The organism is Streptomyces sp. Y1 (assembly GCF_041053115.1).
GTDB lineage: Bacteria > Actinomycetota > Actinomycetes > Streptomycetales > Streptomycetaceae > Kitasatospora > Kitasatospora rubellomurina.
Genome location: NZ_CP163445.1, coordinates 6,795,652 through 6,808,226, shown reverse-complemented (window position 1 = coordinate 6,808,226; position 12,575 = coordinate 6,795,652). Strand labels below are relative to the sequence as shown.

Here is a 12,575-nt window from a genome sequence, read left to right as displayed (position 1 = left end):
GCGGGGTGCGGGTCAGGTGCGCGGGTCGGATGCGCGGGTCAGGTGTGCGGCAACTCGGTCTCGGGGAGCACCCGGCCGACGGTCAGGCGCCGGACGACGTCCCCGGCGCCGGTCCGGTAGCCCGGGGGCAGGGCGGTGCCCCGCAGCAGCGGGTTGTCCAGGTCCGCGGGGACGGGCGGGGCCTGGCTGCGCGGGACGTCCTCGACCACCAGGTCGGCCAGCGGGTCGAGCGGGTCGACCGGCGGCACCTGCCCCTGGTCGGGGGCGGCGGTGCGCAGGGCGACGTCGAAGGCGGAGGGCGCCGGGTGCGGCAGCCCCCCGATGCCGTCCACCAGCAGCAGCACCTGGCCGTGCTCGTCGCCGTGCGCCCAGCCGACCGGGACGCCGCCGGAGCCGAAGGCCGTCACCCGGGGCCAGCGCACCGGCCGGCCCCGGTGGGTGACGCGCAGCCGCAGGCCGGTCAGACCGTTCGTCACCGGGTAGGCCACGCCGGGCAGCAGCCAGGGGCGCAGCAGCCGGGAGGCGGCCGGTACGTAGCCGGCGGTGGGCGGGCGGTCGTCGGCGCCGGTGAGCTCGGCGGGCGTCCACAGCGGGACGCGGAAGCGGCGCGGGACGAGGCGGCGGGCCGGGTCGTCGAGCCGCAGCACGACGGTGCGGGCCCGGACGCCGCCGGGGCCGTACCGCAGCACCGCGCCGGTGGCGCCGTGGCTCTCCAGCGGCCGGACCGGGCCGCCGGGCGGCGGGGCCTCGCGGCCGACCCGGACGCCGGGGGCGGGCGCGGCGGTGCGCGCGTCGAGCGGGCGGACGGCGAGCGCGAGGCGGTGGGTGACGTCGACCGGGCCGGCGTCGACGGTGATCGGGGGGCCGGCGCCGAGGTCGCCCGAGCCGGCGGGGGCCGTCATCGCGGGATCCCGGAGAGCCGGGTGGCCACCGTGGTGACCTCCTCGGGGACGGGCCCGCGGGGGCCGTCGATCCGTACCACCCGGGCCAGGTAGGGCAGGCAGAGCCGGTAGTCGGTGCTCATCGCCTGGAAGGCCTCGCTCAGCGAGTCCATCGCCAGCTCGTCCGAGACGACCTGGACCATGTCGCCCGGTTCCCAGTCGCCGCTCGGGTCGAGCAGCGGGCCGGTGAGGATGCCCTCGCTCTCCAGCGTGCGGGCGGTCAGGCCGAGCCACTCCAGCTCGGCCTCGACGAACTGGTCCCAGGCGGCCATCATCATGTGCATCCGCAGCGGCAGCCGGGGCAGGCCGTCCCGCGCGGAGACGGCGCCCCAGCCGGCCCGGGTCTCCCGGTCGATGCTGAGCCGGTAGCAGTACACGGAGACGGCCGGATAGCGGATCACCGCGCCGGCGGTGTCCACCTTCTCGAAGTCCAGCGGGCCGGCGAGCACCGCCAGCGGCCGCCGGCCGGCGCCCTCGGGGATCTCCTCCTCGAAGCGCCGGTTCAGCAGCGCGACCACACTGCGTCCGACTGCGGCGAGTGCCCGGTATCCAGCCATGGTCCGATGCTCGGCCGCCGACGTCACCGCGGCGTTGCCGCGGCCGGGCGACGGCGTGGTGACGGTGTCCGTCGCACTCTCGACGCGCGTCCGCTCCCGTACCCAGCCGGGAGCTTCCCGATCACTCCGGAGAAGGCCCCATGAGCTACGAGTCCCCGTACTCTGCCGGACACCCCGGCTGCTGCGACACCGACGCCATCGACGAACTCGCCTGCAAGGCCAAGGGCATCCAGAAGCGCGCCGACGTCATCCAGGAGAGCCTGAAGACCCTGGAGCCGTTCAAGGCCGCCTTCTCCACCGCGAAGAAGGACTACGGCGCCGCGCGCGCCGCCGCCGGGGTCGACGTCCGGGCCGCGGACGCCCAACTCAAGTCGATCCGCGAGCAGTTGCGCTGCCGGGTCGACGAGGAGCAGCGCGACTGCGCGGAGCGCGCCGAGCACCGGGTGCACGCCCGGATCGAGGAGTGCGACGGGGAGCCCGGCTGCCGCGAGTTCCCGTGCGACTTCGGTACGGACGGGCACGAGGACGACCCGGACGCCCAGCTCGCGGGCCTGATCGCGCACTACCGCAGTGAGGTCGACGTGGCCTCGAAGTTCTTCCAGGCGCTGATCGCCGAGCAGGCGGCGCTGCCGCCGCGCGCCGCCAAGCTCCGGGCGGACGCGGCGCAGCTGGCCGCGGACGTCGCCGACCCGAACCGGAGCCCGCTGGAGCTGTACGTGCGGCTGCTGGTGCTGGACCGGCAGGTGAAGGGGGTGTGGAACGGGTTCCCGGGCGTCCAGGAGTACGTGGACTGCCTGTGCCGGACGCTGCTGTACGTGCTCAAGGGGTGGGAGGCGGTGGCCTGCCTGGAGGGGTGGCGGGCGGTGCGGCAGTGCAAGGACCAGGGGCGGCAGGACCGGTGCAAGCAGCTGCGGGACCACACGGTGGACGAGGTGATGGCGGAGGCCGCCAAGTGCCTGGGCGGCGACTGCGGGCCGTGCGGGGGGTCGTCCGGCTCGTCGGGCTCGTCGGCGTCCGCCGGGCCGTACGCGCTGAAGCCGCGCTGAAGGCCGCCGGCGGCCCCGGCCGCGCCGGGGCCGCTCCCGGGTGGAGTCGGGGGCGGCGTCCGGCAGTTGGCGGGGTGGCTCGTCCTGCGGTTCCTCAGCCGGTGGTGGCGAGGGTGCCGTCGAAGGTGACGGCGGCGAGGCCGAAGGAGAGGGTCATCCCGATGCCCGAGGTGACCGAGATCGCGCGCACCCCCGGTGCCAGGTCGCGCACCAGCAGCGGGCCGCGGGGGCTGCTCGCGTAGACGCCCTGCCAACGTTCCAGGACCCGCAGGCGCGGCACGCCCAGGACCTTCGCGACGGCGTCGAGCAGCAGCTCGTAGGTGCGCTCGTCGACGAACGGCGGGGTGGTGGCGTCGTAGTGGTGCGAGTCGCCGACCAGGACGGTGCCGTCCGGGAGCCGGGTGAACATCACGTTCGCGCCGATCTCCAGCAGTTCGGCGCTGTGGCCCAGCACCTCCTCGCGCAGTCGGGCGGCCGCGGGCCGGCTGGTGAAGGCGTCGTAGCGGAGCATCGAGGTGGCGGTCAGCACGGCCGAGTCGGTGCGGAAGCCGGCCGGGGCCTCGACCCGGGCCATGCTGAGGCGGCAGCGCTCGACCCCGTGGTCCTCGGCGATGTCGGGGAGCAGGTAGTCCACGTCGTGGCCGACGCAGACCAGGATCCGCTCGCCGTGGACGGCGCCGCGGGTGGTGTGCACGGTGCCGGACTCGACGCCGGTGACGGCGGTGCCCCACAGCACCCGGCCGCGCGGGTGCTCGGCGACCCAGCGGGCCAGGGCGGGCGCCGCCTCGCGCGGGTTGACCCGCAGGTCGGCGGGCAGCAGCGCGCCGGCCGTGATGTCGTCCCGGTCGTCTTCCGCACGGCCGAGGGCCGCGGCCGTCTGCTCGGCCGTGTACGGCCGGACGGCGTCGCCGCCGCGCTCGGCGCGCAGCTCGTCCAGGACGGCCGCCTCGGTGGCGGAGCGGGCGACGACCAGGGTGCCGGCCTCGGCGGCCCAGAAGCCGGCGGCTTCGGCGGCGCGCAGCCAGCCGGGGCGGGAGCGCTGGGCGAGGGCGAGCAGCTCGCCGTCCTGGGCGCTGATGCAGCAGTGGCCGAAGTTGCGGACCGAGGCGCCGACCGGTCGGCGGTCGCGGTCGAGGACGGTGACGGACAGGCCGTTGGACAGCGCCTCGAAGGCGTGGGCCAGGCCGATGATGCCCGCGCCGACGATCACCACGTCGCTGCGGCCGGGCGTGCCGGCCCCGCTCGGACGGGTGGGGGCGGTGGTGGGTGTGGTGCTGCTGCTCATGGCTCCAGATTCCGGGCTCGGCGGCGTCGACGTCAAGAGATGTCTGTACAAGTTACCGTCTGTTCATCCGCCCGACGACCGTCGCGAGCGGTCGCGGCCATGAGCTGACCTGCACACCGGGCTCCGCTTGAGAAGTTCCGGCCCCTGGTGTCATAGTCGACTTGTGAAGACAAGTGAGGCGACACGTGATGCGACCCGCGAGGCGCTCCCGCTCCACCAACGGCTCGCCGCCGAGTTCCAGCGGCGCATCGAGTCCGGCGAGTGGCCCGAGGGCGAGCCGGTGCCCAGCGAGTCGCAGCTCTGCGCCGAGTTCGGCAGCTCCCGCGGCCCGGTCCGCCAGGCCCTGGCCGTCCTGCGCGGCGAGGGCAGCCTGGTCGGCGGGCGCGGCAAACCGCCCGTCGCCCGCCGCACGGCGCCCTCGCAGCCCTTCGCCACCTTCCTGTCCTTCACCCAGTGGGCCCGCGGCATCGGCCGCGAACCGGGCCAGCGCACGATCGAGGTGGCCCGCCGCCGCGCCACCCCGGAGGCCGCCGCCCGGCTCGGCCTGTCCGAAGGGGAGCCCGTCGTCGAACTCGTCCGGCTGCGCCTGCTGGACGGCGTCCCGGCCATGCTGGAACGCTCCACCTTCGTCCACGAGGTCGGCCGGATCCTCTTCGACTTCGACCCGGACACCGGGTCCGTCTACGAGGAACTGCTGCGCCGCGACGTCGACCTGCACCACGCCCGGCACACCATCGACGCCGTCGCCGCCGAACCGCGCGACGCCGAACTCCTGCGGATCACCGCGGGCGCCCCGCTGCTGCGCGTCCGCCGGCTCACCACCTCCGGCCGCGGCGTGCCGCTGGAGGACGCCGACGACCGCTACCTGCCCAGCATGGCCACCTTCACCATCGAGAACACCGTCGAAGGCCGCACCGTCATCGGCCGCTACCGCACCGAAGAGGACTGACCCCGTGATCCAGCTCGCCGCCCTCGACATGGCCGGTACCACCATCAACGAGTCCGGCGCCGTCTACCGGGCGCTGCGCACCGCCGTCGAGCGCAACGGCGTCGCCGTCGCCGAGGCCGACCTCCAGACCTGGATGGGCACCGACAAGCGCGAGGCCATCGACGCCCTGGTCCGCCTCGGCGGCGGCACCCCCACCCCCGAGCTCGTCGAGGAGAGCTACCAGGCCTTCCGGGCGTACCTGCGCGAGGCCTACCGGACCACTCCCCCGCAGGCCATCCCCGGCGTCGAGGACGCCCTGGCCGAGCTGCGCCGGCGCGGCATCAAGGTCGCGCTGACCACCGGGTTCAGCGACGACGTCGCGCTGCCGCTGCTCGCCTCGCTCGGCTGGTCGACCGGCGAGGGCGGCAACCTGGACGCCGTCGTCACCTCGGACGAGGTCCCGCGCGGGCGCCCCGCGCCGTACATGATCCACCGGGCGATGGAGAAGACCGGCGTCATCGACACCCGCCGGGTGCTGACCGCCGGCGACACCGTCGTCGACGTCCAGGCCGGCGCCAACGCCGGGGCCGGTGTCGTGGTCGGCGTGCTCACCGGGGAGCTCGACCGCGCCGACTTCGACGGGCAGCCGCACACGTACGTGCTGGCCGGTGTCGCCGACCTGGTCGGGCTCGCGGAGACGCAGCCGTCCTGACGCTTCGCCGGTCCGGCCCGGGCCGCCGGGGGTGCTTGCCGCCCCCGGCGGCCCGTTTCGTCCTTCACCGGCCGGACCGGCCTTCCTCGCCACCGGACCCGCCGGTAGGCCATGTCCGCGCCACCGCTCGGACCGGAGCCGTTCACTGCCCGGGAGTGGCCCCGTCCGAGCCCGCTCCACACACTTGTCCAGACAAGTCAGAGGGAGTACTTGTCCAGACAAGAGGAGCCCCTACGTGACCCCCGTGTCCCGTCGCTCGTTCATGGGATTCGCCGCCGCGGCCGCCGGTGCCACCGCCGCGTTCTCCGTCCTCCCCGAGTCCCTGCAGAAGGCCGTCGCCGCCCCCGCGGCCACCGGCACCATCAACGACGTCCAGCACGTCGTGATCTTCATGCAGGAGAACCGCGCCTTCGACCACTACTACGGCACCATGAACGGCGTCCGTGGCTTCGGCGACCGCAACGCCGTCAACCTGCCGAGCGGCAAGTCGGTGTTCCACCAGCCGTACTCGAACGCGGACGGGTACATCCTCCCGTTCCGCATGGACACCGGCACCACCAGCGCCACCTGCGCCAACGCCCCCGCCATGAGCTACCCCGTCGACACCGCCATCTGGCACGGCGGCAAGTACGACGCCTGGAACACCGCCCGCACCCCCGGCCTCGGCATGGGCTACTTCAACCGCGCCGACCTGCCCTTCTACTACGCGCTCGCCGACGCCTTCACCATCTGCGACCACTACTTCTGCTCCACCCTGACTCAAACCAACCCCAACCGGCTGCACCTGTTCACCGGCTCCAACGGCCTCTCGGTCGGCCAGAGCGCCGTCCTCGACAACACCGAGCCGGCGGCCGGCTTCAGCTGGACCACGTACGCGGAGCGGCTGGAGGCCGCCGGGATCAGCTGGAAGGTCTACCAGCAGAGCGACAACTTCGACGACAACGCCCTCGCCTGGTTCGCCAACTTCAAGAACGCCAAGGCCGGTTCACCCCTGCACGACAAGGGCATGGCCACCGTCCCCGACCTCGTCGCCGCCTTCCAGAAGGACGTCGACGCCGGCACCCTGCCGCAGGTCTCCTGGATCGTCGCGCCCACCGCGCTCTCCGAGCACGCCAACTACAAGCCCGCGTACGGCGAGGACCTGAGCGCGCGGCTCCTGAAGGTGCTGGCCGCCAACCAGGCCGTCTGGTCGCAGACCGCCTTCATCCTCAACTACGACGAGAACGGCGGCTTCTTCGACCACGTCCCGCCGCCCGTCCCGCCCGCGACGGCCACCCAGGGCATCAGCTCGGTGTCCACGGCCGGGGAGGTCTCCGGCGGCCAGGCCATCGGCATGGGGCCGCGCGTCCCGCTGATCGTCGTCTCGCCCTGGACCCGGGGCGGCTACGTCAACTCCCAGGTGTTCGACCACACGTCGGTGATCAGGTTCCTGGAGAAGCGCTTCGGCGTCCAGGAGCCCAACATCAGCGCCTGGCGCCGGGCGGTCAGCGGCGACCTCACGTCGGTGTTCGGCTTCTCCGGCCAGGACGCCACCTGGCCCACGCTGCCCGACACCAGCACCTACGTCTCCGGCGCCGACACCCAGTGCGGCACCCTGCCGGCGCCCGTCGTCCCCGCGACCCAGGCGATGCCCGCCCAGGAGCCCGGCACCCGCCCGGCCCGCGCCCTGCCCTGGCAGCCCAACGCCAACGGGCGGACGGACTGCGCGGGCGGCAAGTTCTGGATCGACATGACCAACACCGGGACGGCGGGCGTCGTGTACTACGTGTACCCGAACGCGTACCGGACGGACGGGCCCTGGCTCTACACCGTCGGCGCCGGGGCCACGGTGTCGGACAACTGGGTCGCGGGGACACCGACCGGCGCGTACGACCTGTCGCTGTACGGCCCCAACGGCTTCCACCGCCGCTTCGCGGGCAACCGCACGACGGCGTGCGCGAGCGGGGCGGCGCTGGTGGAGGTCGCCTCCGGCTACGACACCGTGGGCAGCAAGCTGCAGCTCGCGTTCACCAACACCGGCGGCGCCGCTGCCGTGCTGACGGTCACCGACCACACCTACGGCACCGGCGGGCCCTGGACGTACACCGTCCCGGCCGGGACCAGGACGCCCGTCTCCGCTTCGTTCGCCACCAAGAGCGGCTGGTACGACCTCACCGTCACCGCCGACACCGGCGACGGCTTCCTGCGCCGCCTGGCCGGCCACATCGAGACCGGCACCGACGGCATCACCGACCCCGGCCCCGGCGGCGCCCCTGCTGCCACCCTCGTCAACGGCACCTTCGAGGCCGGCAGCCTCACCGGCTGGACCGTCGCCGGCAGCGCGAGCGCCACCACCACGGCCACCCACAGCGGCACCTACGCGGCCATGGTCGGCGCGACGACGCCGACCAACGGCGACTCGTCCGTCTCCCAGACCTTCACCGCGCCGAGCGGCACCACCCGGCTGTCGTTCTGGTACCGGATGACGACCAACGACACCGTCGCCTACGACTGGGCCACCGCGAGCCTGACCGACAACACCACCGGCACGAGCACGACCGTACTCCCCAAGACCTGTACCGACATGACCAGTTGGGCCCAGGTCACGGCCGCCGTCACCGCCGGCCACAGCTACACCCTCACCCTGACCAACCACGACGACGACTACTCCGGCGACGCCACGTACACCCTCTACGACGACGTCACCCTGTCCTGACGTTCTCCGGGCCGGGCCGCCCCCACGCGGCCCGGCCCCACCGCCGGTTCGAGCAGCGACAGCGTCCGCCGCTCCGCGTCGAGGCCGGCCCGGACACCGACCGGCATCGGCAGATTCGGGCCGGCGTGCCCGAAGTCGACGTTGCCCAGCACCGGGATGTCGCGGTCGCCCAGCACGTCGAGGACGATCTCGCGCAGGGTGGGGGACGCGCCGGGTTCCAGCCCGCCGATTTCGCGCGGAACGCCCACGACCATGCCGGCGATCCGGTCGAGGATGCCGCCGTGGCGCAGCACCTGCAGGTAGCTCCACACGTGCGCGGCCAGGCCGCCCATCTCCTCCCAGAACAGCACCGCGCCGTCGAACCGTTCGAGCGGCAGCGCGAACCGGGTCGCCTGCACCAGCGCGATGCGATTGATCACCCCGCCGATCAGCGGACCTTCGGCGTGGCCCGGGCGCCAGCACTCCCACGAGGGGCTGGCGGGCAGCGCGCCGATCGGCTCTTCGCTTGTCATCAACTTGCGGTAGATCTCCCGGAGTTCCGCCTGGCGCGCTGCGGGCGCGGACTGCCAGGACCCGCCGAAGCCGGGCACGGCCATGTCGGCGTGGAACCCGACCAGGCCCGTGCGCGCGTGGAGCACCAGGTGCAGCAGCGAGATGTCGCTGTACCCGAGGACCGGCTTGGGGTCGGCCCGGATCGCCTCGACGTCGATGAGGTCGAGGTAGCCGAGCGCCGTCTGCCCGCCGTCACTGGCGACGATCGCCCGCACCTCGGGGTCGCCCAGCAGAGTGTTGAACTCCGCGGCGATCTCCTCCGGCGTGGCCGCGCTCCACCAGTGACGACGTCCGGCCCGGAGCAGCGGCGCCCGCCGCACCCGGAACCCCATCCGCTCCAGCACCGCCACCGTCTGCTCGACGTTGGGCTCGTACGCGTCCGGCAGCGGCCCGGACAGGGAGGCGATGACGACGAGGTCTCCGGCCTTCAGGGCACGCGGGCGCAGCAGTTGACGGGTCATGGCGCCAGTGTCGCCGGTTGTGCCGGACAGTTTCACTCGAATTTCCACTCTCTTGCCACAACCGGTTTGTGATGCAAAGCTGACTGCATGACAGACGCATCACTGCCCTCGCCGGGCTCACCTCGTGAAGTCCTCGCCGGATTAGGCGACTTGACCCGGGCGGTCCGCGCCGCCCAGCGCGCGACCTGGTTCCCGCTCCTGCTGCTGGGCAGCCTCACCCTGGGCGGAATCCTGGTCGGCCGGCTCACCTTCAAGGTCGAGACCGCGCCCTGCCCGGCGGGCGACGGGTGCACGCTCGTCACCCAGGGCTCGCCGGTCTACTGGCCGATCGGGCTCGCCCTGGCCTACGTCGCCACGGCGTTCTTCTACATCCGCCGCTCCCGCAACCGCGGGGTCGGCACGCCGGTCCGGCCGTACATCGTCACCGGGGTCCTCCTGGTCGGCCTGGTGAGCGCCACCACGCTCTGGACGCTCCGCGACGGGATGCCGCAGCCCGGCGCCCCGGTCGACTTCTGGGGCCTCCACCTCGACCCCGCCGCCGGGACGACCAGGTTCCTCGAACGCCTCACCGGGAACGCCGTGGCGGTCGGGCTGCCGCTGCTCGTGCTCTCCTGGGTCGAGCGCAGCCCGGCCCTGGCGCTGCTCACCGCCACCTACCTGGCCATCGAGCTGGTCCCCCTCACCACCGGCTGGGCCGGGATCGCCCCCACCTCGCCGTGGTCCGCCCTCCCCCGCTTCGCCGTCCCGGGCGTGCTCCTGCTCCTCGGCGCCCTCGGCTTCGCCCTGGCCCAACGCCCCCGGCGGCTCACCACCTCATGACCGACCAGCCCGACCCGCACCCCGCCATCGGCCTCGACGACGTCGTCCACCAGCGCGTCCGCCTCGGCATCCTCACCGTCGCCCACCAGGCCCGCCGAGCCGAATTCGGCTTCCTACGAACGACCCTGGGCCTCACCGCCGGAAACCTCAGCCAACACCTCACCGTCCTGGAGAAGGCCGGCCTGGTCGAGATCGAGAAGGGCTACGAGGGCAAACGCGCCCGCACCTGGCTCTCCCTCACCCCCGCCGGCCACCAGGCCCTGGCCGACGAGGTCGCCCAGCTCAAACAACTCATCCACCAGATCGAACAAGGCAGTTCAGACCCGTCACCGTGACACCGGAAGCGCCCCCCACCAGGCGGGGGCGCTTCACCATGCGGCAGGACGGGTCGGCGGGCGCGGGTTCACTCACCCTCGGCACCCTCGGCCTCCCAGCGAAGCAGGTCGCCCGGCTGGCACTCGAGCACCTCGCACAGGGCGGCGAGCGTCGTGAAGCGCACCGCCTTGGCCCGACCGTTCTTGAGCACCGCCAGGTTGGCGGGCGTGATCCCCACGCGCTCCGCGAGCTCGCCCACGGACATCTTCCGCCTGGCCAGCATCACGTCGATGTCGACGGCGATCGGCATCAGATCACCTGGTCCAACTCGGCCTGCATCCGGGCCGCTTCGCCGTCCCGGGCGACGGCCTGCACGAGCAGCGTGCGCAGCACGAGCACGATGAGCGCGACCCCCAGGACGGCCAGGCCGATCCCGGCCATGATTCCGGTGACGCCCGGATCGTCCCGCTGCCCGGGCGCGTTCACGGCGGTAACCGCGAACCACACGAGCGCGGCCGCGACGATGGCCCCGATGATGCCGTCCACGTAGCGGAAGGCGGCATGGGAGAACACGGTTCCGCGCCGCACCATCGCCACCAGCCGCCAGACGCAGCCCATGACGACCTGGGCCGTACCGATGCCCAGGATCGTGATCACCCGCATCGCGGTCAGCGGAAGCGACCCGCCCTCCTGGCCCTTCCCACCGACCAGCGCCCACACCATCAACCCCTGCACGAGCACACTGCCGGTGAACACCACCACGAGCACGGCGCGCAGCACGCGCACGGTCAGCTTTCCCACGACCATCCTCCCATCGAACAACGATGGAAACCTATCGAATGTCGATAGGTGACACAAGGGGCACCCGTGACCCCGAGCGGATGGCCGCCCCGCGTCGGCGCCCTTCACATCCACCCTCCACGCAACCACTAAGGTCACCCACATGACTACTCTCAGCAACGAAACCGGTTCTGCCGAGCAACTGCGTGACTCCCTCGCCGACCGTCTGCTCGACCAGGGAGCCATCCGCACCGACGCGGTGGAGGCCGCGTTCCGCGCCGTGGCCCGCGAGCACTTCCTGCCGGGCGTCCCGCTGGAGGCCGCGTACGCGGACAACCCCACCTACACCAAGGCGGACGGGTCCGGCACGCAGATCAGTGCCGCCTCGCAGCCCGCGATCGTCGCCCTGATGCTCGAACAGCTCGCGGCGCAGCCCGGCGAGAGGATCTTCGAGGCCGGGGCGGGCACCGGCGTGAACGCCGCGTACCTGGGACACATCGTCGGCGCGGGCGGGCACGTAGTGACCGTGGACGTGGACGAGGACCTGGTCGACAGCGCCCGCAAGCACCTCGCCGACGCCGGGGTCGGCAACGTCGAGGCCGTCCTCGGTGACGGTGCCGTGGGCCACGCCGCCGGTGCGCCGTACTCCCGGGTGATCGCCACGGTCGGCACCAGCGAGATGCCCACCGCCTGGCTCCGGCAGGTCGAGCCGAGCGGGCGGATCGTGCTGCCGCTGCGCCTTCGTGGCGCTGCCTCGCGCACGATCGCCTTCGAGCGCGGTGCGGGCGGCTGGGTGTCGGTGGACGACCAGTTGGCCGTCTTCATGCCGCTGCGCGGGAGCATGGACGACGCCCGCCGCACCGTCGCGCTCACCCGGGAGGGCGACGTCACGCTCCAGGTCCACAAGGACCAGCACGGGGCGGTGGACGGTGAGGCACTGCTCGGCGTCCTCGACGGCGGACGGCACGAGGCCTGGACCGGGGTGACCATCCCGGCCGGCACCACCTACGAGTACCAGGACCTGTGGCTGGCCCTCACCCTCCCGAACTCCCTGATGCGGATGAGCGTCACCGGCACCGCCCGCGAGCGCGGGGTGCACCCGATGTTCGGCTGGGGCGCGATGGCCACCGTCGACGCCGGCTCCCTCGCCTACCTCACCCTGCGCCCCGGCGAGCCGGACGACCAGGGGCGCAGGACGTACGAGACCGGCGTGATCGGCCACGGCCCGGCGGGCGCCGCCCTCGCCGATCTCGTCGCCGAGGAGATCCGCGCGTGGGACGCCGGCTTCCGTGGCCGGACCCTGCGCTTCGAACTGCCTGATGCTCCCGCCGATCCGGCTCCGGAGTCCGGCCGCTTCGTCCTGGCGCGGCCGCACCACCCGATCACCGTCGTCTGGGAGTGACCCGCGTGCACCCCACCGGGAACGAGACGCCCGGTCAGTCGTAGAGGGCCGCCAGGGCGTGGCCGCGTTCGCTCAGTTGGTA

General features: G+C 73.2%; 13 protein-coding genes. 7 read left to right on the top strand and 6 right to left on the bottom strand.

Annotated features, from left to right (window positions below; genetic code table 11):
- Window positions 1–38: 38 nt before the first annotated feature.
- Window positions 39–902 carry a hypothetical protein gene (locus AB2U05_RS29730; protein ID WP_369184766.1) on the bottom strand — a complete coding sequence of 288 codons (864 nt, stop codon included), beginning with the start codon at window positions 900–902 and terminating at the stop codon, window positions 39–41.
- On the bottom strand, window positions 899–1,498 hold the full coding sequence (locus AB2U05_RS29725; RefSeq protein WP_369184765.1) for a Pvc16 family protein: 600 nt from the start codon (window positions 1,496–1,498) through the stop codon (window positions 899–901). Before AB2U05_RS29725 ends, AB2U05_RS29730 begins: the two co-directional genes overlap by 4 nt.
- A gap of 140 nt (window positions 1,499–1,638) precedes the next feature.
- Between AB2U05_RS29725 and AB2U05_RS29720 the strand changes: the two genes are divergently transcribed.
- Window positions 1,639–2,544, top strand: coding sequence for a hypothetical protein (locus AB2U05_RS29720; protein ID WP_045702817.1), 906 nt, complete (start codon window positions 1,639–1,641; stop codon window positions 2,542–2,544).
- 94 nt (window positions 2,545–2,638) lie between these two features.
- Here the strand turns inward: AB2U05_RS29720 and AB2U05_RS29715 are convergent, their stop codons facing one another.
- A complete protein-coding gene (locus AB2U05_RS29715) occupies window positions 2,639–3,829 on the bottom strand; it encodes a TIGR03364 family FAD-dependent oxidoreductase (RefSeq protein ID WP_369184764.1) in 1,191 nt (396 codons plus the stop codon).
- A gap of 163 nt (window positions 3,830–3,992) precedes the next feature.
- Between AB2U05_RS29715 and AB2U05_RS29710 the strand changes: the two genes are divergently transcribed.
- From AB2U05_RS29710 to AB2U05_RS29700, 3 genes are all read left to right on the top strand, one after another.
- Complete coding sequence (locus AB2U05_RS29710; protein WP_369184763.1) at window positions 3,993–4,778, top strand: GntR family transcriptional regulator; 786 nt, start codon at window positions 3,993–3,995, stop codon at window positions 4,776–4,778.
- A 4-nt stretch (window positions 4,779–4,782) separates the two neighbouring features.
- Window positions 4,783–5,469, top strand: coding sequence for a phosphonatase-like hydrolase (locus AB2U05_RS29705; protein WP_045702821.1), 687 nt, complete (start codon window positions 4,783–4,785; stop codon window positions 5,467–5,469).
- Between the two features lie 235 nt (window positions 5,470–5,704).
- On the top strand, window positions 5,705–8,164 hold the full coding sequence (locus AB2U05_RS29700) for a phosphocholine-specific phospholipase C (RefSeq protein ID WP_369184762.1): 2,460 nt from the start codon (window positions 5,705–5,707) through the stop codon (window positions 8,162–8,164).
- Here the strand turns inward: AB2U05_RS29700 and AB2U05_RS29695 are convergent.
- Window positions 8,140–9,177: an LD-carboxypeptidase gene (locus AB2U05_RS29695; RefSeq protein WP_369184761.1), complete on the bottom strand. Its 1,038-nt coding sequence runs from the start codon at window positions 9,175–9,177 to the stop codon at window positions 8,140–8,142. The two genes, AB2U05_RS29700 and AB2U05_RS29695, sit on opposite strands and share 25 nt — an antisense overlap.
- Before the next feature lie 150 nt (window positions 9,178–9,327).
- Here AB2U05_RS29695 and AB2U05_RS29690 point away from each other — a divergent pair, with 150 nt between their 5' ends.
- Both AB2U05_RS29690 and AB2U05_RS29685 read left to right on the top strand, forming a co-directional pair.
- Window positions 9,328–9,996, top strand: coding sequence for a hypothetical protein (locus AB2U05_RS29690; RefSeq protein ID WP_369184760.1), 669 nt, complete (start codon window positions 9,328–9,330; stop codon window positions 9,994–9,996).
- Entirely contained in the window at window positions 9,993–10,331 is a 339-nt protein-coding gene (locus AB2U05_RS29685) for a transcriptional regulator (RefSeq protein ID WP_045710675.1), read from the top strand. Before AB2U05_RS29690 ends, AB2U05_RS29685 begins: the two co-directional genes overlap by 4 nt.
- A gap of 68 nt (window positions 10,332–10,399) precedes the next feature.
- On the opposite strand, the gene AB2U05_RS29680 is transcribed toward AB2U05_RS29685, so the two are convergent.
- Complete coding sequence (locus tag AB2U05_RS29680) at window positions 10,400–10,621, bottom strand: helix-turn-helix domain-containing protein (RefSeq protein ID WP_369184759.1); 222 nt, start codon at window positions 10,619–10,621, stop codon at window positions 10,400–10,402.
- On the bottom strand, window positions 10,621–11,112 hold the full coding sequence (locus AB2U05_RS29675; protein ID WP_369184758.1) for a DUF2975 domain-containing protein: 492 nt from the start codon (window positions 11,110–11,112) through the stop codon (window positions 10,621–10,623). The genes AB2U05_RS29680 and AB2U05_RS29675 overlap by 1 nt, the downstream gene beginning before the upstream one ends.
- A 142-nt stretch (window positions 11,113–11,254) precedes the next feature.
- Between AB2U05_RS29675 and fxlM the strand changes: the two genes are divergently transcribed.
- Window positions 11,255–12,493, top strand: coding sequence for a methyltransferase, FxLD system (gene fxlM, locus AB2U05_RS29670; protein ID WP_369184757.1), 1,239 nt, complete (start codon window positions 11,255–11,257; stop codon window positions 12,491–12,493).
- Window positions 12,494–12,575: the final 82 nt, after the last annotated feature.

Coding starts and splice junctions, on each gene's coding strand:
- AB2U05_RS29730 (WP_369184766.1), bottom strand. CDS start 902: ATGACGGCCCCCGCCGGCTCGGGCGACCTCGGCGCCGGCCCCCCGATC.
- AB2U05_RS29725 (WP_369184765.1), bottom strand. CDS start 1,498: ATGGCTGGATACCGGGCACTCGCCGCAGTCGGACGCAGTGTGGTCGCG.
- AB2U05_RS29720 (WP_045702817.1), top strand. CDS start 1,639: ATGAGCTACGAGTCCCCGTACTCTGCCGGACACCCCGGCTGCTGCGAC.
- AB2U05_RS29715 (WP_369184764.1), bottom strand. CDS start 3,829: ATGAGCAGCAGCACCACACCCACCACCGCCCCCACCCGTCCGAGCGGG.
- AB2U05_RS29695 (WP_369184761.1), bottom strand. CDS start 9,177: ATGACCCGTCAACTGCTGCGCCCGCGTGCCCTGAAGGCCGGAGACCTC.
- AB2U05_RS29685 (WP_045710675.1), top strand. CDS start 9,993: ATGACCGACCAGCCCGACCCGCACCCCGCCATCGGCCTCGACGACGTC.
- AB2U05_RS29680 (WP_369184759.1), bottom strand. CDS start 10,621: ATGCCGATCGCCGTCGACATCGACGTGATGCTGGCCAGGCGGAAGATG.
- fxlM (WP_369184757.1), top strand. CDS start 11,255: ATGACTACTCTCAGCAACGAAACCGGTTCTGCCGAGCAACTGCGTGAC.